The sequence below is a fragment of the Acidimicrobiia bacterium genome, assembly GCA_041394025.1.
Taxonomy (GTDB): domain Bacteria; phylum Actinomycetota; class Acidimicrobiia; order IMCC26256; family JAOSJL01; genus JAOSJL01.
The window spans coordinates 1,583,128-1,605,800 of record JAWKJA010000002.1 but is presented as its reverse complement, the minus strand read 5'-3'; the positions used below and the strand labels follow the sequence as shown (position 1 = coordinate 1,605,800).

General features: G+C 68.7%; 24 protein-coding genes, 1 tRNA gene and 1 pseudogene. 14 read left to right on the top strand and 12 right to left on the bottom strand.

Annotated elements, in window-relative coordinates:
• The 5 genes from R3A49_07455 to R3A49_07435 form a co-directional block, all read left to right on the top strand.
• The coding region (locus R3A49_07455) for an ABC transporter permease (GenBank protein ID MEZ5170566.1) at window positions 1-290 on the top strand (290 nt) is incomplete at its 5' end.
• A 182-nt stretch (window positions 291-472) separates the two neighbouring features.
• Window positions 473-544, top strand: a tRNA-Val gene (locus tag R3A49_07450).
• Window positions 545-830: 286 nt separating this feature from the next.
• Window positions 831-2,258 carry an IS481 family transposase gene (locus tag R3A49_07445; protein MEZ5170565.1) on the top strand — a complete coding sequence of 476 codons (1,428 nt, stop codon included), beginning with the start codon at window positions 831-833 and terminating at the stop codon, window positions 2,256-2,258.
• Window positions 2,259-2,347: 89 nt separating this feature from the next.
• On the top strand, window positions 2,348-2,851 hold the full coding sequence (locus R3A49_07440) for a helix-turn-helix domain-containing protein (GenBank protein MEZ5170564.1): 504 nt from the start codon (window positions 2,348-2,350) through the stop codon (window positions 2,849-2,851).
• 59 nt (window positions 2,852-2,910) lie between these two features.
• A complete protein-coding gene (locus tag R3A49_07435; GenBank protein ID MEZ5170563.1) occupies window positions 2,911-3,387 on the top strand; it encodes a DUF6036 family nucleotidyltransferase in 477 nt (158 codons plus the stop codon).
• Between the two features lie 158 nt (window positions 3,388-3,545).
• On the opposite strand, the gene R3A49_07430 is transcribed toward R3A49_07435, so the two are convergent.
• From R3A49_07430 to R3A49_07410, 5 genes are all read right to left on the bottom strand, one after another.
• Window positions 3,546-4,472 carry an LLM class F420-dependent oxidoreductase gene (locus tag R3A49_07430; GenBank protein MEZ5170562.1) on the bottom strand — a complete coding sequence of 309 codons (927 nt, stop codon included), beginning with the start codon at window positions 4,470-4,472 and terminating at the stop codon, window positions 3,546-3,548.
• A 63-nt stretch (window positions 4,473-4,535) separates the two neighbouring features.
• A complete protein-coding gene (locus tag R3A49_07425) occupies window positions 4,536-5,339 on the bottom strand; it encodes an SDR family oxidoreductase (GenBank protein MEZ5170561.1) in 804 nt (267 codons plus the stop codon).
• A 20-nt stretch (window positions 5,340-5,359) separates the two neighbouring features.
• Window positions 5,360-6,589: a hypothetical protein gene (locus R3A49_07420; GenBank protein ID MEZ5170560.1), complete on the bottom strand. Its 1,230-nt coding sequence runs from the start codon at window positions 6,587-6,589 to the stop codon at window positions 5,360-5,362.
• Window positions 6,590-6,591: 2 nt separating this feature from the next.
• A complete protein-coding gene (locus R3A49_07415; GenBank protein ID MEZ5170559.1) occupies window positions 6,592-7,737 on the bottom strand; it encodes a sulfotransferase in 1,146 nt (381 codons plus the stop codon).
• 38 nt (window positions 7,738-7,775) lie between these two features.
• Complete coding sequence (locus R3A49_07410) at window positions 7,776-8,363, bottom strand: helix-turn-helix domain-containing protein (protein ID MEZ5170558.1); 588 nt, start codon at window positions 8,361-8,363, stop codon at window positions 7,776-7,778.
• A 102-nt stretch (window positions 8,364-8,465) separates the two neighbouring features.
• Here R3A49_07410 and R3A49_07405 point away from each other — a divergent pair, with 102 nt between their 5' ends.
• From R3A49_07405 to R3A49_07390, 4 genes are all read left to right on the top strand, one after another.
• Window positions 8,466-9,665 (top strand): cytochrome P450, encoded by a 1,200-nt coding sequence (locus tag R3A49_07405; protein ID MEZ5170557.1) that lies wholly within the window; start codon window positions 8,466-8,468, stop codon window positions 9,663-9,665.
• A 366-nt stretch (window positions 9,666-10,031) separates the two neighbouring features.
• Window positions 10,032-10,664: a hypothetical protein gene (locus R3A49_07400; GenBank protein ID MEZ5170556.1), complete on the top strand. Its 633-nt coding sequence runs from the start codon at window positions 10,032-10,034 to the stop codon at window positions 10,662-10,664.
• Between the two features lie 100 nt (window positions 10,665-10,764).
• On the top strand, window positions 10,765-11,115 hold the full coding sequence (locus R3A49_07395) for an extradiol dioxygenase (GenBank protein MEZ5170555.1): 351 nt from the start codon (window positions 10,765-10,767) through the stop codon (window positions 11,113-11,115).
• Window positions 11,116-11,230: 115 nt separating this feature from the next.
• Window positions 11,231-11,683: a nuclear transport factor 2 family protein gene (locus R3A49_07390; GenBank protein MEZ5170554.1), complete on the top strand. Its 453-nt coding sequence runs from the start codon at window positions 11,231-11,233 to the stop codon at window positions 11,681-11,683.
• Window positions 11,684-11,804: 121 nt separating this feature from the next.
• Here R3A49_07390 and R3A49_07385 read toward each other — a convergent pair whose 3' ends face one another.
• The 3 genes from R3A49_07385 to R3A49_07375 all read right to left on the bottom strand — a co-directional run bounded on the left by R3A49_07385 (window position 11,805) and on the right by R3A49_07375 (window position 16,993).
• Complete coding sequence (locus R3A49_07385) at window positions 11,805-13,766, bottom strand: hypothetical protein (GenBank protein ID MEZ5170553.1); 1,962 nt, start codon at window positions 13,764-13,766, stop codon at window positions 11,805-11,807.
• A 222-nt stretch (window positions 13,767-13,988) separates the two neighbouring features.
• Window positions 13,989-16,097 (bottom strand): CocE/NonD family hydrolase, encoded by a 2,109-nt coding sequence (locus tag R3A49_07380; protein MEZ5170552.1) that lies wholly within the window; start codon window positions 16,095-16,097, stop codon window positions 13,989-13,991.
• 341 nt (window positions 16,098-16,438) lie between these two features.
• On the bottom strand, window positions 16,439-16,993 hold the full coding sequence (locus R3A49_07375) for a DUF1697 domain-containing protein (GenBank protein MEZ5170551.1): 555 nt from the start codon (window positions 16,991-16,993) through the stop codon (window positions 16,439-16,441).
• 163 nt (window positions 16,994-17,156) lie between these two features.
• On the opposite strand from R3A49_07375, the gene R3A49_07370 reads away from it, so the two are divergent.
• The 5 genes and pseudogenes from R3A49_07370 to R3A49_07350 all read left to right on the top strand — a co-directional run bounded on the left by R3A49_07370 (window position 17,157) and on the right by R3A49_07350 (window position 19,583).
• Entirely contained in the window at window positions 17,157-17,567 is a 411-nt protein-coding gene (locus R3A49_07370) for a ferritin-like domain-containing protein (protein MEZ5170550.1), read from the top strand.
• A complete protein-coding gene (locus R3A49_07365; protein ID MEZ5170549.1) occupies window positions 17,564-18,373 on the top strand; it encodes a family 1 encapsulin nanocompartment shell protein in 810 nt (269 codons plus the stop codon). The genes R3A49_07370 and R3A49_07365 overlap by 4 nt, the downstream gene beginning before the upstream one ends.
• Before the next feature lie 38 nt (window positions 18,374-18,411).
• Window positions 18,412-18,684 carry a dihydrofolate reductase family protein gene (locus R3A49_07360; protein ID MEZ5170548.1) on the top strand — a complete coding sequence of 91 codons (273 nt, stop codon included), beginning with the start codon at window positions 18,412-18,414 and terminating at the stop codon, window positions 18,682-18,684.
• 55 nt (window positions 18,685-18,739) lie between these two features.
• Complete coding sequence (locus R3A49_07355; protein ID MEZ5170547.1) at window positions 18,740-19,093, top strand: metalloregulator ArsR/SmtB family transcription factor; 354 nt, start codon at window positions 18,740-18,742, stop codon at window positions 19,091-19,093.
• Window positions 19,090-19,583 (top strand): annotated as a pseudogene (locus R3A49_07350) (SRPBCC family protein). The gene R3A49_07355 and the pseudogene R3A49_07350 overlap by 4 nt, the downstream one beginning before the upstream one ends.
• Here R3A49_07350 and R3A49_07345 read toward each other — a convergent pair.
• From R3A49_07345 to R3A49_07330, 4 genes are all read right to left on the bottom strand, one after another.
• Window positions 19,577-20,392, bottom strand: a complete 816-nt coding sequence (locus tag R3A49_07345; GenBank protein ID MEZ5170546.1) for an enoyl-CoA hydratase/isomerase family protein — start codon at window positions 20,390-20,392, stop codon at window positions 19,577-19,579. The pseudogene R3A49_07350 and the gene R3A49_07345 sit on opposite strands and share 7 nt — an antisense overlap.
• A 28-nt stretch (window positions 20,393-20,420) precedes the next feature.
• Window positions 20,421-20,723 carry a GNAT family N-acetyltransferase gene (locus tag R3A49_07340; GenBank protein MEZ5170545.1) on the bottom strand — a complete coding sequence of 101 codons (303 nt, stop codon included), beginning with the start codon at window positions 20,721-20,723 and terminating at the stop codon, window positions 20,421-20,423.
• 112 nt (window positions 20,724-20,835) lie between these two features.
• Window positions 20,836-21,177: a metal-sulfur cluster assembly factor gene (locus tag R3A49_07335; GenBank protein ID MEZ5170544.1), complete on the bottom strand. Its 342-nt coding sequence runs from the start codon at window positions 21,175-21,177 to the stop codon at window positions 20,836-20,838.
• Window positions 21,178-21,259: 82 nt separating this feature from the next.
• Window positions 21,260-22,609, bottom strand: a complete 1,350-nt coding sequence (locus R3A49_07330; protein ID MEZ5170543.1) for a hypothetical protein — start codon at window positions 22,607-22,609, stop codon at window positions 21,260-21,262.
• Window positions 22,610-22,673 lie beyond the last annotated feature (64 nt).

Sequence of the window (22,673 nt, the reverse complement as noted above, 5' to 3'; positions counted from 1 at the left end):
GCCTCCTCCGGACGGTGGGGATGTCGCGCCGCCAGGTCGGGGCCATGGTGCGCCGGGAGTCCCTCCTCGTCGCCGTGATCGGAGCCGTCACGGGGATCGTGACCGGCGTGATCGTGGCGTGGGCGGTGGTGTCGACCCTGGCCGACGACGGCATCGACCGGTTCGCGTTACGGCCGCTGCTCTTGTTCGGCCTGCTCGTCGCCGCCGGCGTCGTCGGTGTGGCTGCCGGCGCCCTGCCCGCCCACCGGGCCGCCCGCGCCGACATCCTCGACGCCATCGCCGAGGAGTAGCCCCTGTCTTCCCGCCGAGATGGTGCGTTCCGTGTCGCTGTGTGACATCAATCGCACCAACCCGGCGGCCCTGTCCCCGAGATGGTGCGATCGGTGTTGCTGGACGACATCAATCGCACCAACCCGGCCGGCTTCCGGGCGGTGTCGGGGCCGGACCAGCGGCGCGGTAGCCTCGTGCGCCCGGGCGATTAGCTCAGGGGGAGAGCGCTTCCTTGACACGGAAGAGGCCGGAGGTTCAAGTCCTCCATCGCCCACCCGGGAAACTGCAGGTCAGAGGGGGTGCAGGCGCACCCCCTCGTCGCGTCGGGCTTTGCTCAGGCCGCGCTCAGGCCGCGAGTCGCGCTTGTGCTGTCCCGGGTCATGGTTGACATGTTGGCTCCGGTAGGTGGGTGACAGTTCTGGGACGGGCTCCGGTTCCTGGGTGACAGTGGCTCCGGTTGCTGTGTTACGCGTGACGGTCCGCGCCTGGTGGTGCTGAGCCTTCTTCGCTGGTGACGGTTCGTCGCCGTTTCGGAGGGGGTCGTCATCGTGTTGGTGGAGCTGGGTGTGGTCGAGCAGCGGCACGCTGCGGTGTTGGCGGTCCTCAACGACGGGGATTCGGTCATCGAGGTCGCTCGAAGACACGGTGTGACGCGTCAGACGGTGCATCGGTGGTTGCGTGAGTACGCGGCGCGTGGTCTGGCCGGGTTGGTGGATCGGTCGCCGCGGCCGGATTCGTGTCCGCATCAGATGCCACCGGAGGTCGAAGCGTTGATCGTGGAGCTGCGCCGGGAGCATCCGGGTTGGGGGCCTCGGACGTTGTTGTTCCAGCTCGAGGCGCGGGGTGTGGATCGGTTGCCGGGCCGGTCGTCGGTGTATCGCTGTCTGGTTCGTCATGGTCTGATCGAACCGAAGACCCGTCGCCGCAAGAAGGCGGATTACAAGCGGTGGGAACGTTCCCGCCCGATGGAGTTGTGGCAGATGGACGTTGTGGGTGGCGTCATGCTCGCTGATGGTTGGAAGGCGTCGATCGTGTCGGGCATCGATGACCACTCGAGGTTCATCATCTCGGCTCATGTGGTGCGTCGAGCGACGGCGCGACCGGTGTGCGACGCGCTGTCCAAGGCGATGCGGGCTCATGGTGTCCCTGCCGAGGTGTTGACCGACAACGGCAAGGTCTTCACGGGGCGGTTCGGGCCGGCCAAGGGCGAGGTGTTGTTCGATCGGATCTGTCGGGAGAACGGGATCCGCCACATTCTGACGGCTCCCGGGTCGCCGACAACGACAGGAAAGGTGGAGCGGTGGCACAAGACGCTGCGACGAGAGTTCTTGAACGGCAAGGTCTTCACGTCGATCGAGGACGCCCAGACCCAGCTCGACGGGTGGGTGCGTGAGTACAACTTCGAGCGGCGGCATCAGGGCATCGGTGATGTCGTGCCGTGGGAACGGTTCCGCCTCGCCGGCGAAGACCACACCGAACCCGCAGCGTCCGACACGTCGGAGGCGGCGTCGACGACTCGCAAGGTCGGGCGGACCGGCAAGATCAGCTTCGCATCCGAGCTCTACAAGGTCGGTGTGTGGCTCGACGGTGAGACTGTCGAGGTCACCGTGGACGACGGTTTGGTCAACATCTCGCATCGAGGTGTGCTCGTCGCCACGCACGCTCAGCGGCATCGACCCGCCAAAGAGCACCAGGCGCTGCGACGCACAGCCACAGTGTCCAAGCCGCGGCCCCGTCAGGCCACGGTCGGCCAAAGCGTGACCCGCAAAGTTGACTCCTCAGGCGGCGTCTCGTTCGCTGCGGCGAACTACAAGGTCGCCAAGCGTCACGCTCGCCGTCAGGTCCAGGTCGCGATCGTCGGCGACACAGTCCAGATCTCCGCCGGTGGGGAGATCCTGCGTGTCCATCCGATCAAACACGATCGGTCGCGTGAACACGGCGCCTTCGCCAACGCCGGTGGCCGCCCATCACGATCCAACGCCGCCTAAACCTCCGCCAGGGTGTAACACGGCTACCGGAGCCAGACTGGAACACGGCTACCGGAGCTTGACAATATTCGATCAGATATACTACGCCCATGTGCAGTGTCAGAGCGATCCGTGAGTGGTCGGGGATGACCCAAGCCGACCTGGCGCGTGCTGCCGGGACGTCCCAGCCGACCATCGCGGCCTACGAGTCGGAGGCCAAGAGTCCGACGCTGCGAACAGTCAAGCGTCTGGCTGAGGCGGCCGGAGGCGAGGCCGTGATCGACGTCGTCGAGCCGATGACTCGTGAAGACCGACGCAGCCTGCTGTTACACCGCGCGATCGCAGAGCGGCTCCGCGCAGATCCGGATGGACTACTGACCCGGGCGACTCGAAACGTCCGGCGGATGCGCCGGGCGAATCCAGCGGCGGGCGCTCTACTCGATGAATGGGGCCGTGTTCTCCGTCGCCCCGTGCCGGAGATCATCGATGTCATGACCGACCCGCGATCACGCTCTCGCGAACTCCGACAGGTCACACCCTTCGCCGGAGTTCTTGATGCGTCCGAGAGGGCAGAGGTGTACCGCCGCTTTCGAGCCGGCGAGCGTCGGCGATGAACAGGTCCGACTTCGACCACGCCATTCGCGCCGCGGGAGGAGTTCTCAACGAGGACGAGGTGCTCGTGATCGGGAGCCAGGCGGTTCATGCGTCTCTGCGCGACGCCATCCCGCCCGAGGCGCAGCGATCGGTCGAGGTCGACGTCGTACCGGTAGACGATTCCGACGGTCTCAAGGCTGATCTGGTCGACGGATCGATTGGAGAGGCGTCGGCGTTTCACGAATCGTTCGGCATCTATGCGCAGGGCGTCTCGGAGACGACGGCCATTCTGCCGCAAGGGTGGCGGGATCGTCTCGTGCGGTACGAGTCGCCGGCGACGAACGGAGTCGTCGCCTGGTGTCTCGACCTCCACGACTTGTGGCTGTCGAAAGCGGTTGCCGGACGCGAGAAGGATCGCGAGTTCTGCCGCGCGATGCTGAGAGCGGAGCATGTGAAGAGGGCCGAGCTCCTGGAGCGCTTGCGGCTGCTGGTCGATCTCGAGCCCGCAGCGGCTGAACGGATTGAGTCACAGATCCAGGCTTGGTCGGGCTCATAACCCGAAGGTCGCGGGTTCAAATCCCGCCCCCGCCACCAACGAGAAGGCCCAGGTCTTTGACCTGGGCCTTCGTCGTCGTCGGGTGGCCGTCCGTGGCGCGCCATGACCGGGTCTTCCGTGACCAGACGGCCGACAGGTTGACGGCCGCGGTCGACCCCTCAGCCGCGGTGTGGCCCGATGACGGTCTCGCCGTAGCGGGCGATGGCGTCGAGAGCGGCGGCGGGTGAGGACCCGGGGAGTCCGACCTGGACCCAGGTGACGCCGAGGTGGGCCAGGTCCTCGAGTCCCGCGAGGTGTGCCTCCGGGGAGAAGTCGTGGGACCACGGTGTCCCACCCGCCGCGTTGGCGAAGGAGATGTCGATCGACGCGGCATCCCGCCCCGCGCGATCGAGGCGTTCTCGTAGGTCGTCGATCGCCGCGGCGAGCCGCTCGGGTGTGTCGAGTGCGGTGGTGCGGGCCGTGCGTGCGAGCGGCGCAGGCGCCGGGAACGGGCACCAGCCGTCGCCGAGGTCGACGACGCGCTGACGGGCCGCTGCGCTGTTGCCGCCGATCCAGATGGGCGGGTGCGGGTCGCTCACCGGCCGGGGATGTCCCGAGATACCCCGCGCACGGAAGTGGCGACCCTCGAAGGTCACGTCGTCGCTGGTCCAGACCGAGACCAGCACCTGCACGGCCTCGTCGAACAGGTCGTTGCGCTCGGCCGGGTCGACCCCGAGGGCGGCGAACTCGGACTTCAGGTAGCCGGCCCCGGCGGCCAGGGTGAACCGGCCGCCGGAGAGAACGTCGACCGTCGCGGCGGCCTTGGCCACGAGGAAAGGATTCCGGTAGGGCAGGACGGCGATGTTGGGAATGAGCCGGATGGTCGTGGTTGCTCCGGCGACGAACCCGAGAGCGACGAAGGGGTCCAGCGTCTCATGACCTCCGGCGTCGAGCCACCGTTGCGAGGGTGCCGGGTGGTCGGTGAACCCGTAGCCGTCGAAGCCGGCCTTCTCGGCGGCGCGGGCCATGGTCGCGATGGTGGCTCCGTCGACGAAGCCCGGGTCCGCCGGATGCGAGAGCAGCGGGTGTGTGATCGAGAATCTCATGGCGTGGCGCCCTCCGATGGTCGGCGGCGGCAGACTCGTGTGACCGTCTGTCGTCGCGAGCTGTCAGGTGAAGTCCGACCCGCCGTCGACGTTGAGGTTGGCGCCGGTCATATAGGTGTTGCGCCTCGAGGCGGCAAAAGCGATGACCGGGCCGATCTCGGCGGGGTCGGCGGCACGATCGAGAAACACGTGGTGACCGAAGCCTTCGCCGATGAAGCGCATGATGTCGGCGAGGTCGTTCTCGTCGACCCCGGGCATCTCGGCGAGGGCAGCCTTGAAGGACTTGGACGCAACCGTTCCCGGGCTGACGGTGTTCACCAGGATCCCATCGGGAGCGAGGGTCTGGGCGAGGTTCTTGGTGAGGCTGGTGAGTGCCGACTTCGATGCCGTGTAGGCGATGAGCGGCGGTGACTGGCGCTTGGTCGACATCGCGGACACGTTGACGATGCGGGCCCAGTCGGCGGCTCGGAGCAGTGGCAGGGCGGCACGGCAGGTGCGGACCGCGCCGACGGTCAGCCCGTCGAACACGCTGTGCCAGTCGTCGTCGGTGTAGGTCTCGAAGCTCTTGAGGCCTCCGGCCATCGGCCCGGCGGCGTTGACGAGCGCGTTGAGGTGGCCCCAGCGATCCGCGACCTCGGCGATGGCGGCATCGACCGATGCGACGTCGAACAGGTCGGTCTCGATGCCGACGGCGTCGGGGGAGCCGAGCGCGGTCAGCGCGTCGGCGGTGGCGTCGAGTTGCTCGCGGGAGCGGGCGAACACGGCCACGCGAGCGCCGTCTGAGGCGAAGCAGTCGGCCGCAGCGCGACCCATGCCGCTTGTGCCGCCACTGACGACGACGGTGGCGTCGTCCAGTCCGAGGTCCATGGTGGTTCTCCTGTGAGGGGTCAGGCGCCGAAGCGGCGTTGGACCGCGCGGCGGCGACGGACGATGGTCTCTTCCCGCTGGTCGGGGGTGACGGTGGGCGTCGACGCCGGGAGGTGATCGCGGATGCTCTCGAAGGGGACGACGGTCGTGGTGGTGGCGGGGCCGTGGTCGGCGACGACCCACCGGAAGAGCAGTGGACCCTTGGTGTGGCCCATGGTGTCAAGCCAGTTGGGGATGCCGGGGTCGCGGTGGGCGACGACGGCTCGGAAGACGCCGTCGTCGTCGAGCACGGCCTGGCTGTCGTTGATGCTGGTGTGTCGGGTGGCGTAGTCGAGGGATTCCCACCAGAAGTTGCCGATGTGGAGACTCCAGTACCGGGCTTCGGCGGGGACCGCCTCGACGATCAGCGCCTCGTCCGGGCCCAGGTCGTAGTGGCCCCAGCCGTTGATGTTCTCCTCGGCGCCTCCCATGTCGGCCTTGACGGTGGCGTCGTCGAAGGCGTTGGGACGATTCATCTGCCCGAGGACCTCGACGTCGATCCAGAACTTTGCGTTGGCCTCGAGCCACGTGGCGAGGGCGTCGAGCTGCCGGGCGACCCGGTCGGGCGTGGCGACCAGGAGGTCGTCGGCTGCACCGGGGGGTCGGGAGGAGGCCAGCTCGATCTCGAAGTGGGCCGGTTCCTCGGTGTCCCAGTCGGAGAAGAACTGCCGGCTGATGAGCATGTCGGTGCCGGCGGAGGTGGCGAGCCAGTTCCCGGGGCGTTCGTCGGGGCCGACCCACAGCTCGAAGTTGCCCGCGCTGTCGCAGTCGAGCTGGTCGTTGCGGATGTTGCCGTGGTTGGCCATCCCCTCGTTGGCCTGGAAGCTCAGGTACCGGACGGTCCCCACGTTGCCGGTGATCCGGTAGGTGAGATCCCCGCGGACGGCGGTCGTTCGGTAGGCGCAGTCCGGGCAGTCGAGGCCCCACTTGAACACGTCGGTGCGGGTGACGGCGCCGAAGGTCGGAGCGAAGGGGTCTGCGGGGAACAGGGCCTGGTTCAACCCGGTTCCGAGCAGGACCATGAGGTGTCGGTATCCGGCGGCGAGGTCGACGTCGGCGCGTGGGATGTCGTCGCGCGCGAGCTGCTCTCCCACGCGACCGACGGCCGCGGCGAACGCGGCCCACGCCGTGCCGTCGGCGATGGTCGGGTTCTCGTACTCGTCGGTGTGGAGGGCCTTGTCGATGTTGCCCGTGAACCAGTCGAACTGCATGCTCAGGGGGCCTCCTCGGCGAAACGGTCGTTGTAGAAGGCGAACTGCCGACGCAGGACCGTGAGGTCGATGCCGTACTGCTCGGGGCTGTAGTCGTGCACTCCCTGTTTGTCAGCCGGGTTCGCGGACCACCACTCGGCCATGCGCTCGGCGACCTCGTCGGTGAGCTCGACGTCGAGCCACCGGTACAGCCGGTCCATCGCGGGGATCGGGTCGGGACGGAGCTCGGAAAAGCCGAGGTCGTAGAAGCGCTCCTCGTTCCCGTCGTCTCGGTACTCGAGAGTTCCTCGCAGGGCGCTCTCCCAGTAGGCGGCCTGGTGGGCCGCGAAGTCGGGCGCAAGCCCGCCGGTCCGCAGGTGCTCGGAGGTTGCGTCGAGCAGGCTCACCACCGACGGGATCGCCTGGGCGATGTCGCGGTGTGTCATCACGAACCGCGCCTCGGGATACACCTCGACGAGCGCGCTGATCGACGCCATGTGGGCAGGCGACTTGAGCCGCCACGGGCGCGGGTCGAACTTCCACTGGAGGAGCTTGAGCACCCGCTCGTGGTACCGGTACGCGGGCACCATGTCGCAGGAGTCGAGCCAGGCGTCGTAACGCCGGTTGTCGCCCAGGGCGCCGAACATCGCCGACCGGAAGTCGAGCGCGAGGATCGGGAGGCACTCGGTGGGGCCCGTCGGCGAGGTCGGGAGCATCGCCTTGAACCTCGGTGCCATCTCGTCGATCAGGGCGATGTTCGCGGCGGCCTGCGCGATTCGGGGGTCGGTGTCGAAGGTGGCCGGATCCGGTGGCGGGGCGGGACTGTTCGTCTCCCACGTGAGCAGCGAGCGGAAGCGATGGTCCTGGGCGAGGAGGAAGCTCAGCGCCGTCGAACCGGTGCGTGGGAGCCCGAGCCCGAACAGGGGCGCCTCGATCTCCTGCTCGTCGATCTCGGGGTGGCGCCGGTACCAGTCCTCGACGGCGAGCCGATTGGCCAGGAACCCGGTCGCCTGGTCCCTCAACACGGCGATGCCGAGGTCGTTGTAGGTTCCTGCCTCCTCCGCCCCGGCGATCAGCTCGACGAGGCCCTCGTGGAACGAGTCCTCCCCGAAGTCGTCGAGACCAGTCCGGGACCGGGCGTCCGCGAGCACCTCATCGACCGTCGACATGTGACCTCCGCCCTGGCACCGGGTGCGTCACGGGACCGTCACCCCGCAGCCGTGGTGATCGAGCGCGTCGACAACCCTGCGAAGCTTCGTAGGTTGGCCAACAGGACCTCGGGCTCGGGGTGGGGGAAGAGGTAGTGGGAGTAGGCCAGGCGCAGGAACAGCTCGGCCGCGTCTTCCCCGCTGAGGTGCCCGCGCCGTACCGCGGGCACCGCGTCGAACGCGTCGCCCAGGAGCCGGACCAGCGATTCGACCTGCGGTTCCAGCGACGCGTCGAGCCACCTGATGGCGTGTCCTGGGTCGACTCCGATGGGGTCGGGACCCATGAGCCCGTCGAGATACGTAACGAGGAGCCGAATCGCCGCGTCGAGCTTCCGGCTCGCCGTGCGCTGGGCCGCGACGACGGCAGCCAGCTCGGCATCGAACCGCTCCTCCTCGTAGACGGAGAAGGCGTCGAGCAGCTGTTCCCTGGTGGGGAACCACTTGTACAGCGTCGGACGTGACACCCCGGCCGCCACGGCGACCGACGACATCGTGAAGCGCTCCGGCCCCCGCTCGGCGATCACGCCCCGCATGGCCGACAGGATCGCCTCGACGCTGGGCGTGGCCTGGGGCGCCCGTTCGCTCATGCCGTCGCATGTTTACAGACCGCGGCATGATCTGTAAACCCCCGTGCCCGCCCGCTTGGTCCGAGCACTTTACAGATTTTCAGGTGTATGTAAGCTCCCCGTGTGCCCAACGTGCCGCTCGGCAGACTCGGGATCGATCCGAGCACGCCCGGCTTCTCCCTGCGCCCCGACTACTTCGACGTCCTGGCCCGACTCCGCGCCGAGGCCCCGGTCTACGAGTACCGCCCGGGGATCAAGGCCGTCTCGCGCTACGACGACATCCGGGAGATCAGCCGGGACCCTGTCCGCTTCTGTTCGAGTCGAGGCGCGCTGGTCAACGACCCCATCCGGGAGGGAGGCTCGATCGAGGGATCGATCCTCCACATGGATCCACCCGAACACAGCGCGTGGCGCGCGGTGCTGAACCGCGAGTTCACCGTCCGGGCGGTGAACAGGATGGAGGACCGGGTCCGGGCCATCACCGGGGACCTGCTCGATGCGATTCCTCGTGAGGAGGTCGTCGACCTCGTGGAGATCCTCACCGCTCGCATCCCGGTCCTCGTGATCTGCGAGCTCCTCGGGGTGCCCGACGCCGACCGGGCGCACTTCCGCCGCTGGTCCGACGCGACGATCGTGGCGTCCGACGGCCGGGCGGCCATGTCTGAATCGGACGCAGAGGCGGTCGCGGAGATGATCGGGTATCTCACCGACCTCGCCGAGAAGAAGCTCGCCGATCCCGCCGCCGACATCATCTCGCTCCTCGTCACCTCCGACATCGACGGCAAGCGGCTCGACCCCGGCGAGCTGCTCACCTTCATCATGTCGTTGGTCGTCGCGGGCAACGAGACGACCCGGCACCTCATGAGCGGCTCGATGATCGAACTGGCGGCCCGACCCGACCAACGCGCCGTGTTGCACTCGACGCCCGAGGTGATCCCCCGGGCCGTCGAGGAGTGCCTCCGGTGGATCACGCCCATCCAGCAGTTCGCGCGCACGGTCACCGAGGACACCGACCTCTCGGGCCACGCGCTCGCGGAGGGTGACTACGTTGTCATGCTCTACGCCTCGGGCAATCGTGACGAGGTTGCGTTCGGTCCCACCGCCGACGTGTTCGACATCACGCGGGACCCACCGACGCCGAACCTGGCGTTCGGGTTCGGCGAGCACTTCTGCCTCGGCGCCGCCCTGGCCCGCCTGGAGGAGCGGGTCCTGCTCGAAGCGCTCGCCGCTCGAGAGGCCGCCTACGAGCAGGCGGGTGACGCCACGTACCTCCCGTCGAGCCTGGTTCGGGGGCCCGACCGCGCTCCGTTCGTCTTTTCCTGAGAGGGACGACCGCAAGGAGCAAGGGGGATGTATCGAATTCGCTACACTGAGGTCCGTGGGCAGAGCGGCTGAGTTGGTCTACGAGGCACGGCGGCGGTCCGGGATGAGCCAGGCCGAGTTGGCGCGCCGCTCCGGGATCGCCCGTCCCATCGTCAATGCGTACGAGCGCGGACGGCGTGAGCCTGGCGTTCGTGCGCTGGAGCGCCTCGTCGAAGCGGCCGGGTTTCGACTCGTCATGGCGCCGGCAGTCCGGTACCCGGACGCGCGGGCCGCAGGCCGAGATCTGGAGGAGTTGCTCGACTTGGCAGACGCGATTCCTCGCGGGAGGAAGCGCCGGTCCCTGTCGTTTCCTTCCTTGGCACATCGATGAACGAGCCCACGCTCGTCGTGAAGGTCCTCGCGATCCACAACGAGCTGGATACCGCCGGTGTTGGGCACGCGTTCGGTGGGGCCCTCGCACTCGCCTACTACGTCGAAGACGTTCGCGCGACCAAGGACGTCGACGTCAACATCTTCGCCCCACCGGCGGACGTCGAGAGCGTTTTCGCGGCGTTGCCGGAGGGAGTGGCCCGGAATCCCGCAGATACCGAGGCCGTCCGACGCGACGGTCAGATCCGCTTGTGGTGGGGGCACACTCCGGTCGATCTCTTCTTCGATATCGACGAGATCCATCAGCAGGCTTCGGCGCATGCGCGTATCGTGCCGTTCGCAGAGACCACGATCCCTGTACTGGGGAGCACAGAGCTGACGGTCTTCAAGTTGATGTACTCGCGCCCGAAGGACTGGGTCGACATCGCGTCGATGGTCCACGCAGGATCGGTGGACACCGAGGCGGTGTCTACTGCGTTCGCGCGCATCATGGGTCCTGAACACGAGGCCCTCACCCGTCTGGACGAACTCGTGGGGAGGACACCGCGTCCCGGCAATCGACCCGAGCCGACGTTCCGGGAGTTGCGCGACAACGGGCCGGACGCACGAGGCCACGAACGCCCGGACTGACAGGGACTCGACGAGGCCCCACCAACGGCGCGACCTCGCTGCCAGCGGTTGGCGGCTGTGATAACGACTGTCCGGATCGACCGACGGAGGAGCTGTTTCCATGCCGATCACAGGCGTTCACGCTTTGCTGTACTCAACGGAGCCCGAAGCGCTCAGAATCCTGCTGGACGACGTTCTCGGCCTCGGGCATGTCGATGACGGCCAGGATGCCGGCTGGCTGATCTTCAGACTCCCGCCTGCGGAGCTCGGTGTCCATCCCGGCGACGGGCCGGCCCACGAGCTCTGCCTGATGTGTGATGACCTCGACGTGACGATCGAGGAACTCGAAACCAAGGGTGTCGTCTTCGACGGCGACCCCGTGGATGAGGGCTGGGGTGTCGCCATCAAGATGGTCCTGCCCGGCGATGTGGAGATGCTCCTCTACGAGCCCCGGCACCGTACGGCGATCTGAGGTGGCGTCTCGTTGAAGCTCTCCAAGTACGAAGCCGTGGCGGTCGTCGCTACGGACGCTGATGTCGGATCGTTCCGGTGGCGCACCGTCCACTGATCGGGTAGGCATCCGGACTATGCACGATCACGTCGCCATCCAGGACCTGCTCGCCGAGTACTGCGAGCGCTTCGACGCCGGCGACTTCGACGCGTTCGCAGACCTCTTCTCCCACGGAACCTGGTTTGCGACCGCGGGGGAGGGGCCGGGCGCGGACCCGGTTCGCCGGTGGTGCGACGAACACATCCTTCTCTACGACGGGCTGCCCCATACCCATCACGTCACCACAAACATCCGGCTCGATGTCCACGACGACGAACGCGCCGAGGCACGTTCGTACGTGACGGTCTGGCAGGGGCTGTCGGACTTCCCCCTGCAGGCGATCTTCTGCGGGCGTTACGTCGACGAACTGGCGGTGATCGACGGTCGGTGGAGTTTCGTGGCCCGGTGGGTCCATCCCGACGTGATCGGTGACATGAGCCGACACATGCGCGAACCGTTGCCACCGGGCCCGCTGCGTACCAGGTCCTGACGTCGCCGGATCACGCCCGCGGGCTTGCGCCTGGTGGGTTCTCGGGGCGACGCGAGGCCAGCGGGGAACTGAGCGTCCGCTGGCCGTCCGTGACCGACGCGGAGCCGGGGGAGCGCCGGGGCTACGGCAGGGTCTGGCAGGGGCCACCGTCGCAGACGTCGATGATCTGTCCGTCGGGGCCGATGAACGAGACCACGAGGCCGAGAGCCTCGGGAACATCACTGAGCTTGCCGTGCGGATCCTCACCCTCGCGCGGGGGGATGTTGGCGGTCGGCGGCGCCGGAGTCCCGAAGTCCCACACGATCAGACCCGAGCCCGCATAGGGCAGTTCGGGAATGGCATCGATTCCGAAGAACGGCTCGGTAGCGGTGGACCGTCCGTCTGCCAGCGCCGGTGTGCGGATCGGCACGCCCAGGGTCCGCGCCAGCTTCTCGGTGCTGACGTTGGCGACCTGGTGGTCGCCGAAGGCCTCGAGGAGTAGGACGTTCTTGGCCGTTGCGCCGTCGTAGGTGTCTGAGGTGATGTGTTGTGCCCAGCCGGCGTTCTCGCCACGGTCCCACAACATCTCCATCATCTCCCGGGCGATGGTGCGGTCGAGAGGGTCGGCGTAGTTCTGCTCGAAGAGCGGGGCGAACTCGTCGAAGTCGATGCTGCGCGGAAGGAGCAGGTTGTAGCCGATCCCGGGGACGGCCAGGATCGTCTGGGTCCAGTCGGACGTGAGCGCCGAAGGTGCTCCGCCGAGGATCCCACCCTGGCTGGCGCCGAGGAACGCCAGTCGGTCGTGGTCGATCACGCCGGTTCCGGTTTCATCCTGGAAGGCGGGGTCGGTCGCGAATCCGGAGTCACTGGCGAGCAGCCGGCCGAGCATCAACCAGGCGAGGTGGCCCTGTTGCAGACGGTCGGGCAGGGTCCGAAACGCCGTCAGCTCCCCGAGAGCCTCGATGACCGTGGGTACGTCGGCGGCGCTCATGCCGATCCAGTCGAGGGCGCAGAACGCCACGCCCGCTCCCGCCCCCACGGTGCCGATGTCGAGCACCTCGGATCGACTTCCGAGCAGGCCGTGGCCGTACAGCACGGTGGGGACGGGTTCGGAGCCCGTGGCGGCGACCGGGACGGTGCACGTGAAATCGGCCGTCATCGACCCGTTGCGCTCCGGGATTCCGTCCGGATCGCCCTCGTTGTTGAGCACCGACCCCGTGGAACCGTCGCCGGTCAGGTAGTTGGGCATGTCGAAGCTGCCCGACACCACCCGTGCGGGCCCGACATCCTCGGCGCTGTCGACCACGAAGTCGGGCGCTCCGTCACCCAGCTCGGATTCCGTCTCGTCCCACATGTGGCGGAGCCGGCCCGACAGGGACGTACTCGACGACACGGTGAAGGACCATGCCGTGGTCATCTCGTCGGCATCGAGGCCGGCGTCGCTCAAGCCGTCGATGATCTCGGCGGTCTGCGCGTCGGGGTCGTCGAGAGCGGCCTCGTAGTCGGCAACCGGGTCGATGGGGGTCCCGTCGGAACGCTTCAGGTCCCGAAGCGCGACGACGTGGCGGTGGCCCTCGACGAGCGCCGTGGCCGGCTGGATCAGCAGCGGGGTCCGTTCCGGATCCGTGGCGGCCGAGTCGAGCTCGGCCCATGCCGGCACGCGTTCACCGGCGTCGACGTCGAACAGCACGAGGGTGGAGTCCTCGTCGAGTGACCGACCGATGTCGGTCACGGGAGGGAGTTGTGACGCTTCGACGTCGACTTCGGGAACGACGGTCACACCGATGGCGGCGGGGCTGAACCCGTCGTTGCGGTTCCATTCGTCGACGGCGATGGCCACGCCGTTTGCGTTGGCCGGCGTGCCCTCGGCCGGGAGATCGACTCTCAGGCCCGTGTCGGTGGCCGGGTCTGGTCGGGTGAACCTGTCGTTGGGCCAGGGGAGCAGGCAGGCGGCCGGATCGATCGGGTCGCACTCGCCGCGCTCAGCGCTGTCGGGTGTGGCCGCGTTGTCGCTGTCGGCCGAGGTGTCGTCGGATCCGCCGCTCGAACACGCCGCACCCAGCAGGGCGGCGGTCACGACGATCGCGAACAATGTCCGAGGCATCACGATCCTCCCTGATTGGAACCGCAGTCAAGCATCTCGACAGGTCCGATGCCAAGGTCGGCGAGATCGCGCCTCTCGGCCGGGTCAGCCGTCACCGGCAGTCGCAGACTCCCGTCCATCCCACGCTCGGGGGCAGCAACTCGGAGGCCTCGCCCTTGGGCCGGTCTCGCGACCGCGCCAGCGAAGTCTGCTCGGCCCGCATCAGACGTATGATGCCGGACGTCAGGATCCGACTTCGCTGCCGGGGGAACTGTCCTCCGGGACCATCTTCCCCCTCCGCCGTCGGGAACGTGTCACGGCGACCAGGATGGCGACGACCGCACCGGCTGCGAGCACCACCAGGATCACGGTGGTTGCGTTGTTCCCGTCGCCGGTGGAGTCCGCCATTGTCGCCTCGCCCCCCTGGGTCCCGACAGGCGTGAACTCCTGGACCTCCGGCGGCGTACCCGGCTCACCCGGGACCTCGTGGACCGGTAGCCGGAAATCCAGGTCCGAGACCGCGATCGTGAATTCGCCGTTCGACGCGCGCAGGTAGGGCGGGTCCTGGCCGAGAAGCTCGAGCTTCGGAATGTGGCCGGGGGCGAAGTGCCAGGCGTTGGCGTGGAGCTGGAAGGTCACGGAGTCCTCTGGCGCGTCGGGGTCGATGCGGTACTCACCGCGTGCTACCAGCGTGGCGGTGTCGGTTTCGGGGTCGACGTCGAAGAGCCGTGCCGCGAGGTAGGCACCCGAGCCGGTGACGTCCACATCCGCTGTCACGGTGGGCGCCCCCAGGAGTGTGTACCCCTCCCCGGTGGCGGCCGGCAGGCGGTAGGTCGCGACGCCGTCGCCCTGGTCGTTGGCGGCGACGGTCGTGCAGGCGAGCCCACCGAGGACCGGGTCGAGCGCCTCACCGATCGTCTCGTCGCCGGCATCGGAGCGGACCGACCGGCTCGGCTCGGAGTCGAAGCGGACCTCGCCGGGGTGCAGGGCAGCCCAGGTCTCGGCTTCGAACGGCCCGTCCGACGGTGCGTCGGCCGGGCACGTCTGGCTGAGTACCGTCACGCCGGTGGCAGGCTCGGGTCCCGTGCCGGCGACGTAGTGGTCGAAGAACGCGTCGATGCGCTCCACGAGCAGAGCGGCGTCGGCCGGCTTGTTCTGGGCCCGTTGGTGGCCGCCGTCGAAGAGGAACAGCGAGATCGGGCTGTCGGGATACAGCTCGCGGTCGAGGTTGTAGTAGCGCAGCGCCTCGTCGACCGGGAACACGGCGTCGGTGAACCCACCCACCACGAGCAGGGGTGGTGGCGGTTGCTCGTCGGCGCCGTAGGCGCCCGCCAGCGTGTAGTAGGGCGAGTGGTAGCGGGCACCGAGGTCGGCGACGGCGTCGGTGTCCTCACCGTACGGCTCGCCGGCGTCCATGGTCTCGAACCAGGACTGGACATCGGCCTCGGGATCCTCGCCCGCGGGCGCGTAGGAGCCGGTCGTCTGGCCGACGAGGAACAGCCCGGAACCGATCGACAGCTTCCAGATTCCCGCCGGCGACAGGTCGTCGCTCACGGAGACCACCTGCGCGTCGAGCGTCCGTCCGTTCGGCATCAGTGCGTAGAACAGATCGGAGAAGCCGAAGAGCGGGACGGCGGCGGCGATGCGGAGCGGGGTGCCGTCGGGACTCGTCCACGGGCTCAGCGACCCATCCTCCTCCACCACGCGGTCGCCGAGCGTCGCCACCGCCAGTGAGGCTCCGGCGCCGTACGACTCACCCGTGAGCCCGATCCGATCGGGATCGGCGATCTCCTCGTCGACCAGGAGACCGATCGTGTGCTGGACGTCGCGGGCTTCGTAGCGGACGTCGTCGAGGTGGATGTATCCACGTTCGCACGCGTCGGGGCTCAGGTCGCGTGATTCCTGGGTGCCGCACGACGTCCCCCAGCCTCGTGCGGTGAGTTGCACGACGGCGTAGCCCTTGGCCGCCCACGCAAGAGCGGTGGGACCGCCGTACTGCGTGTCGTCGGGCCCCGAGGGTGTCGCGCCCCAACCATGGCTTTGCACGACCAGCGGGTAGTCACCGTCGACACCCGACTCGGGCGGCGGTGGGAGGGTGACGTACACCGATAGCGGTGTGCCGTCGAAGCTCTCGAGACGGAGATCGGCGCCGTCGGGTACTGCGATGTCGCCGTGGCACACCCGGACGCCCTCGGGCCGCGGTGTGCACGGGATCGGCTCTCCGCTCACGGTGTGGCCGGCCAGCACACCGGTGACCGGGGCCGCGGGCTCGGAGGTACCACCACCGGCGACTCCCGCGCCGACGGTCGACGTCGTCGCGAGCACGACGGCCACCGCGAGGAACCTTGTCATCGTGCCCCCACCGGATCTCCCCGGCCATGGTCCATCCGCCGCGTGGGCTACCGGACTCCGCCGGGCGCCGCAGACGATCCGGCGGACGATAGCGCCGCCGCATCATGTCCACCATCTGGGCAAGGCGTGGCAACGCGGTGTATCAGCTGTCACGACCCCGTCGTGGTGCAGCACGCCGGTATCCCATGATGGTTCGCGCTCCTCATCCCGACCTGCGCGGACCGGAACCAAGCCCTCTTCGTCTGCCTGTGTGGCCTCATGCGTATCCGGAACACCACATGTAGACGACGAACGACATTGCGGCCGCTGCTTCGCCCCCAGTTCCCCTTGTGGCCTCGACGTCAGCCTGTCCGGGATTCGTCGAGGAGGCTCAGCAGCTTCGTTGTCGTGTTCCAGTTCCGGATCGTCATCCGCGCGTACTCCGCCGTGTCGGTGATGCGACTCATCCGGCTTTGCGTTCGACGCGCGCTGAGGCGTTCGAAGTACACGACCCCAGTACCGGGCCACGCCCGGTCGACGCCCTCCCGCCGTTCCAGGACGCGCATGACCCGTCGGCTCGTCAGTGGCTCCCTCAGGAACATGACGTCGGAGTGGTGCGTGCCGGGCCGGGAGCCGAAGCCGTCCGGGGCTCTTGCCACGACGTTGCGGAGTTGCCGGTGCGAGCGCAGCACGACGACGGTAACCCCGAACTGCTCGCGCAGCGCCGTCTCGACAGCGTCCTCGAGTTGCGCGCGTGGTGAGTCGGATGAGAACAGCACGTTGCCGGACTGGATGTATGTGCGGACATCGGTGTGACCCGCCGACTCGAACGCCGCACGCAGATCGGCCATCGGCACGCTGTTGCGCCCACCGACGTTGATCCCGCGTAGCAGCGCCACATAGCGCGCCGTGGCCATCCCGGGACCGTACCCCTTCGAGACGTCCGTGCGGTCGGGCGCCGGCGCGACAGCGCGCCAGGGGTCCGACGCCATGGATCACGCCACGACCCCGGCGCTACGGGGTCGGTAGGGTGGGGAGTCGGCTCGACGTTCCTGGCCGCTGCCAGACAGGAGGAGATCCATGGCGCACGAGGGCTACCACGAGCCCGTCGAGAAACTCGACGAGAAGGTCATCGACCGCCACCGGGCGATCGTGTCGATCATGGAGGAGTTCGAAGCCGTCGACTGGTACGACCAGCGTGTCAGCGCGACCGCTGATTCGGAGTTGGCCGAGGTGCTCGCCCACAACCGGGACGAGGAGAAGGAGCACGCGGCGATGACCCTCGAGTGGTTACGTCGTCGCGACGCGGTGCTCGACGAGAACCTGCGCACCTACCTCTTCACCGATGAGCCCGTCACCGAGGTCGAGGAGTCCGTCGAGGGCACCGGCCGTGGTGCGGGAGAGGAGACGCCGGGCGGGAAGTCCTCCGGGGACGGCTCGCTGGGCATCGGAGACCTCAAGGCCGATGTAGTCACGAAGGAGAACCGATGAACCATCTGTTTCGGGAGCTGGCGCCGATCACCGACGCCGCGTGGAGTGAGATCGAGACCGAGGCACAGCGCTCGCTCGAGAACTTCCTCGCGGCGCGCCGCCTCGTCGACTTCAGCGGCCCTGGCGGGTGGGCGTCGGCGGCCGTCACGCTCGGCACCGTCGAGCCTCTCGACGAGGAGCCCGTCGAGGGCGTCACGGGCGCCAAGCGCAACGTGCAGACCTATGTCGAGCTGCGGGTGTCGTTCACGTTGCAGCGCGCCGAACTCGACGCCATCGACCGTGGCCACATCTCACCCGACCTCGGCCCCGTCGTCGATGCGGCGCGCAGCATCGCCGCCGCGGAGGACAAGGCCGTCTTCCACGGCTACGCAGCCGGTGACATCATCGGCATCGCCGAGGCCTCCCCGCACGAGCCGGTTGCCCTGAGCGACGACTTCGCGAGCTATCCGACGTGGGCGGCATCCGCGGTGGCGTCGCTGCGCGATGCAGGGGTCGAAGGGCCCTACGGCATCGCTCTCGGCCCACGCTGCTACGCCGGCATCCTCGAGACCACCGAGGACGGTGGCTATCCGGTGCTCGAGCGACTCCGTCTCATCCTCAAAGGACCCGTGGTCTACGCGCCCGCCGTCGACGGTGCCGTCGTCGTGTCGATGCGCGGCGACGACTTCGAGCTCTACAGCGGCCAGGACTTCTCGATCGGTTTCGACGCGGCCGATCAGGACACGGTCGACCTCTACATCGAGGAGAGCCTGACGTTCCACGTCCACTCGTCGGAGGCCGCTGTACCTCTGCGCTACGAGAGCTGACGGGGCCGTTCCGCACCCAAGCCGACGGCAGGGGCGCCATGAAGCTCACCGCTCAGACCTTCCTGACCCTCGATGGCGTGATGCAGGCGCCCGGGGGACCCGAGGAGGACCCCAGCGACGCCTTCGACCACGGAGGCCGGCAGGCGCCCTTCGCCGACCCGGCCGCCGGCGAGTTCGTCACCGAGCTCACGAGCCATGCCGACGCGTTCCTCTTCGGCCGGAGAACCTTCGACATCTTCCGCAGTCACTGGCCCGACCAGACCGATCCGGCCCGCCCGGACGTCCATGAGTTCTTTCAACCAGTGGGTTGACAATGGCGGGAGGTCGGGCGTACCTTGTTCTCAACCGACAGGTTGAGGAGGACAGGTGTCCGACCAGGCGGTGGCGACCGTGTTCTCGGCGCTGTCCGACGGGACCAGGCTCGACATCGTGTCGCGTCTGGTCGACGGCGAGACGACGTTGAGCGAGCTGGCCGAGCATTACGACATGTCGGTGCAGGCCGTCGCCAAGCACCTGGCCGTGCTCGAGGACGCCGGGGTCGTGTCGCGCCGCCGCGAGGCACAGCGCCGTCCGGTACGACTCGAAGCCGAGGTGTTCGACCTGATGTCGCGGTGGGCCGCGCGCTACCGCGAGCAGGTCGAGGCCCGCTACCGGCGACTCGACACCGTTCTCACCGACCTCGACGCCAACGACCCGACCCACACGGAGGCCACGTCATGACCGAGACCACGACCCACGAAGCCGAGATCACCGTCGACACCGATGTCCCGGCGGTGCGGATCGTCCGCGAGTTCGATGCGCCCGCCGAGGCGGTGTACAGGGCCCACACCGACCCCGACCTGTTCGTGCGGTGGGTCGGGCCCGACAGCCTCGAGTCGAGCCGGGTCGACCGGTGGGACTGCCGTACGGGGGGGAGTGGCGCTACGTGAGCACCGCCGACGGCCAGGAGCACTGGTTCCGGGGTTGCTTCCACGAGGTACGCCCCGGCGAGCTCATCGTCCAGACCTTCACCTACGAGCCGTGGCCCGACGCCGTTTCGCTGGAGCGTCTCGTGCTCGAGGACCTGCCGGGCGGGCGGTGCCGACTCACCGCCACCTCTCTCGTCGAGAGCTTCGAGGCCCGCGACGCCTTCGTCGCCAGCGGGATGGAGGTCGGTGTGCAAGAGGGCTACCGCAAGCTCGACAGGCTGCTCACCGACCAGTGTCAATGACCTGACGACGGTGCTTCGGTGGTGGAACGGGAACGCGTCGCCAGGTAGCGGCGGGACGCCTCGACCGACTCGGGATCGCTCACCGCGCTGACCACGGCGTCGGCGTCGGCAGCGCTGCGCCCGGTTCCGGCGATCTCCTCGGTGACGGCGTTGACCTGCTGTTTGGTCGTCCGGAGTGCGAACGTCGGCTTGGCCGCCAGCTCGGTGGCCAGGGCGGTGACGGTGCGATCGAGGTCCTCCGCCGGGACCACCCGGTTCACGAAGCGCAGCGCCCGTGCCTCGGCCGCGTCGAAGGGCCGACAGGTCAGGACCAGCTCCTTGGTGACGGCGGGGCCCAACTCGCGCACGAGGCGGGGGATGCCGCCCCACGCCAGTGGTATCCCGAGGTCGACCTCCGGGATGGAGAACCGGGTGTCGTCTGCTGCGACCCGCAGGTCGCACGACGCTGCGAGCACCAGCCCGCCGCCCACGCAGTGGCCGTGGATGGACGCGATGGTGAGGGCGCGCACGTCGGTGAGCGCGTCGGCGGCTACCCGGCCGAGATCGGCCGTGTCGCGCACCGACATCCCATCCGAGGGACCGGCGAAGTCGCCGAGATCGAACCCGGCAGAGAAGGCGCGTCCCTCGCCGCGCACGACGACCACCTTGATGTGGTCCTCGTCGTCGAGCCACCGGCAGGCACGGGTCAGCTCGGCGAGGAGGACGCGCGACAGGGCGTTGAGGTTGTCGGGTCGGTCGAGCACCAGGATTGCAACAGGGTCGTCGGGCGACGACTCGATCCGTAGCCCGCTGAATCGTGGTGTGTCCATCGTGATCTCCCAATGGCCGCAAGCGGCGCTACCGCAGCTCGGTGTCCATCTCCTCGTCGACCAGGTCCCCGTACTCGTCGTGGCGGTCGATCCACCCGCGTAGGAACGGACACAGCGCAACGACCCGGTCGCCCCGACGGCGGACCTCGTCGAGGGCCCCCTTCGCCAGGGCGGAGCCGAGCCCCTTCCCCTCGTAGGCGTCGTCGATCTCGGTGTGGGTGAACACCCAGCGCCCCGAACGGTCGACGTACTCGGCCCTCCCGGCGAGCATCCCGTCGAAGAAGACCTCGAACCGGTCGGCGTCGGCGTTGTGTCGGACCTCGGTGCTCACGATCCCACCTCCCGAGCTCGCGGTGCGGACTCGACGCTCGTCGACGTCCGATGTACACCCTGTGAGACCTGTCGGTCCACGGTTGCTCCGGGGCCGGCGAATGCGACGCCGTTCATCGGGGACGGCTGAAACCGAGTTGCTCCAGGGCCGCCGGGGAGAGGCGCTCGGGTGTCCACGGTGGGTCCCACACGATGTTCAGTGTCACGTCGGCGTCGGGAACCGCGTTGCGCACGGCCGCTTCCGCCTCGGCGGGAAGCTGCTCGGACACGGGACAGCCCGGGGTGGTGAGCGTCATGTCGATCTCGAGGGCGTTGCCGTCGACGCGGATGTCGTAGACGAGCCCGAGGGAGACGACGTCGAGGCCGAGCTCGGGGTCCCAGACGTTGCCGAGCGCAGCGAGGGCGGTATCGCGGCGGTTGTCGGGCTGTTGGTCGACACCCGGTGGCACGCTCACGAGTGTGTCACCTCCACGGCTCGAGCGGACCGCTCGGTCGCCTGTCGGGCGTGGAGCGTTTCGGGGGTCGGTACGGGCCTTTTCATGTGACCTCCCTCGGGGCAGGCTCTGATGCGGTGCGAGCAGCCCGGAGCGGGCCGCTCGCGAGGTTGGTGGTGACGAGGACACCGGTGGCCGCCACGGCGACGGCGCCGATGGCGACGACGGGAGCGGAGTCCGCCAGGATCCCGGCGATGACCAGCGCGAAGCCGGCGGTGGCCCCCGCGAAGGTGAGCCGGGCGGCGCCGTGGTGAAACAGGTCGCCGAAGAGCAGCGGTCGACCGGTCGCCGCGGTGGTGACGCCGCGTGCACGCAGCGACGTGTAGGCGATGAAGGGCACGATCTTGTGGACGTGGCCGATCACGGCGAGGCCGAGCCAGGCGATCAGGGCGGCGATCTCGGCGGCGACCAGCCGGGCACGCTCCGCCGGGTCGACCGACGCGAGGGCGGCTGTGGCCGCCAGGAGGGCGGCGACGACCAGGAAGACAGCGGACGCGAACAGGAACGCGTGCAGGAGTTCGAGGGGCCGTCGGCGGTGCCGGACGACCGCGGCGAGCGAGGCGAGGTGGCAGGTGAGGCCGACGGAGACGATCAGGCCGCCGAGCCACGCCACATTCGCCCACGCGAAGAGGAGACCGACGGTGAGCACGGGAGCCCCGGCGGCGAGGAGGCCTACCGCCCATGCACCGGCGCGCGCCCGCGGCCGGTGGGCGAGCAGGAACATCGGCCAGAGCTTCTCGGCGACCGAGACGTGGGTGAGCCCCAGCCAGCCGAGCAGCCCGAGGTGGGCGTGGGCCAGTACACGGTGTGACACGAGCGGGAACCAGCCGGTCTGGCGATCGAATGCGTAGACGACACCGAACGCGACGGTGAGCACGAGGAAGGTCACCGAGAACCTCAGTCCGGCGAGCGGAACACCGCCGTCGCGAGCAGCGAGCGGCGCGGAGAGGTTCCAGGCGGCCAGCGACACCGCGAGCGCTCCGATCACGCCGCCTGCGGCCACGAGCCACTCGGGGCCGTGGCCGAAGCCCGTCGGGAGGATCACAGCGGTCGCCACCATGCCCACGAGCGTCAACCGCGCCATCGGGATCGACCGGAGCGGCCGCCGGGCGACGACCGGGGCGAACTGGTGGACGGCGCCGAGTACGGCGGTGGTGAGGAAGGCGAGCACACCCACGTGGACGGCGGCCACCGCCTCGGTCGCCGCGGGCCAGGTCACGATCCAGTCGGCGCCCCACCAGGCCACCAGCCCGAAGGCGGACAGCCCCGCACCGGCGGCGGCGAGAAAGCCCAGCGGCACCGAGGGCGGCGGCACCACGGCGGCCCCACCGGGGACGAACGGTGCGCCCGCGACGGCGCCGGGCGGCTGCGTCGGTGGGGTCTGGACGGACACGGGGCTCCTCTCCGTGATTTGTTCTAGTGTATGTTAGAAGAATTACGGTCCGAGGGTCGACGCC